Origin of the sequence: Actinoplanes sp. NPDC089786 (assembly GCF_040684855.1) — a bacterium.
GTDB lineage: Bacteria > Actinomycetota > Actinomycetes > Mycobacteriales > Micromonosporaceae > Actinoplanes.
Genome location: NZ_JBFBGU010000083.1, coordinates 1 through 1177, shown reverse-complemented (window position 1 = coordinate 1177; position 1177 = coordinate 1). Strand labels below are relative to the sequence as shown.

Annotated in this window: 2 pseudogenes; both read right to left on the bottom strand. The window is 64.1% G+C overall.

From position 1 onward, the window contains the following. Positions 1–310: pseudogene (locus tag AB0O15_RS48020) on the bottom strand (hypothetical protein); the annotation flags it as partial. A 154-nt stretch (positions 311–464) separates the two neighbouring features. Continuing rightward, positions 465–1177, bottom strand: a pseudogene (locus tag AB0O15_RS48015) (ISAzo13 family transposase); the annotation flags it as partial.

Sequence of the window (1177 nt, the reverse complement as noted above, 5' to 3'; positions counted from 1 at the left end):
CGCCTGGCACGCCCACACCGAGCCAGATAACCTCACCCCTGCCCCGACCGGAAGCAGGTAACCACCGCTCCGTCGAAACGGGGGGAACCCATACCTTCTCGATTCCCAGCTCGACGAGTTGAGCGGCGAGGTCGCTGACCGCATTGTTCGTTGCCGGTACCTGCCACACCCGGCTGATCCGCCGCACACCCGCCCCACTGGGCAGCCGGGTACACACCATGCCCGAGTCCTTGGCCACATCGACAGCAGCGACCCGTTCCAGAACCTGTTCGTACTCCTCATCAGGAATCTCCTCCGGAGACGCCCGCATCGATACCACCCTTCGCGCGCAACGGACAACGGGTGGGCCGCCCGGGGGCCTCGGTCGGGAACCGAAAATCTGACCGCCGTGCTCGAAGCAACAATGCGTTGACCCTTCAGGTCCGGGCCCCGGCGTCAGACTTGTTCACGGGCTACAACGTCCCAAGATCGATCGACGTCGGCGGGCGACCCGCCCACCATTTCACGCCTGCGTGGCGTCCCGAAGAGACCGGGTGACTTGTTCCACTTGCTGGTACCAGGCGGGAAATGACAGACCGTGATCTGCAGCCCGGTCTGCGCCGCGAACGCGGCGATCTCGACCTTGAACGCCCGTAGCCGGTTACCGTTCGAGCCGCCGCAGTCCGCGGTCAGCAACAACCGGCTGCTGTGCGGATACCGGCCCCGGCCGACAGAATCCCACCAGGTACGGATCGCGTTGACCGCGAAAGCGGCCGTGTCGTGATCCACCCCGACGGTGACGAATCCGGTATCCGCGCCGATGTCGTACACCCCATACGGAATCGCCCGGGGAACCCGCTGGGGAAGTCATGACCGTTGACCTGCACAGGCCGACCGGTCGGCTGCCATTCCCGTCCGATCTTCGCGTACTCACCGACCAGTTCCTTCTTCTTCGTGTCCACGCTGATCACCGGATCCCCGGCATCCAGGAACACGGCGGCAAGAGCGTTGATCTGGGCGAACTGGGCATCACGGTCCGGATGCCCAGCGCCTTCCTTGGTCTTGAACACCGCCTGCAACCGATACCCCGCCTGCTTCAACAGCCGGGCCACGGTCTTCTTACTGGCGGTGAAACCCCTGGCATACAAGCCTTTCATCAACTGAGCCAAAGATTTCGTCGTCCACCGCAACGGCGACA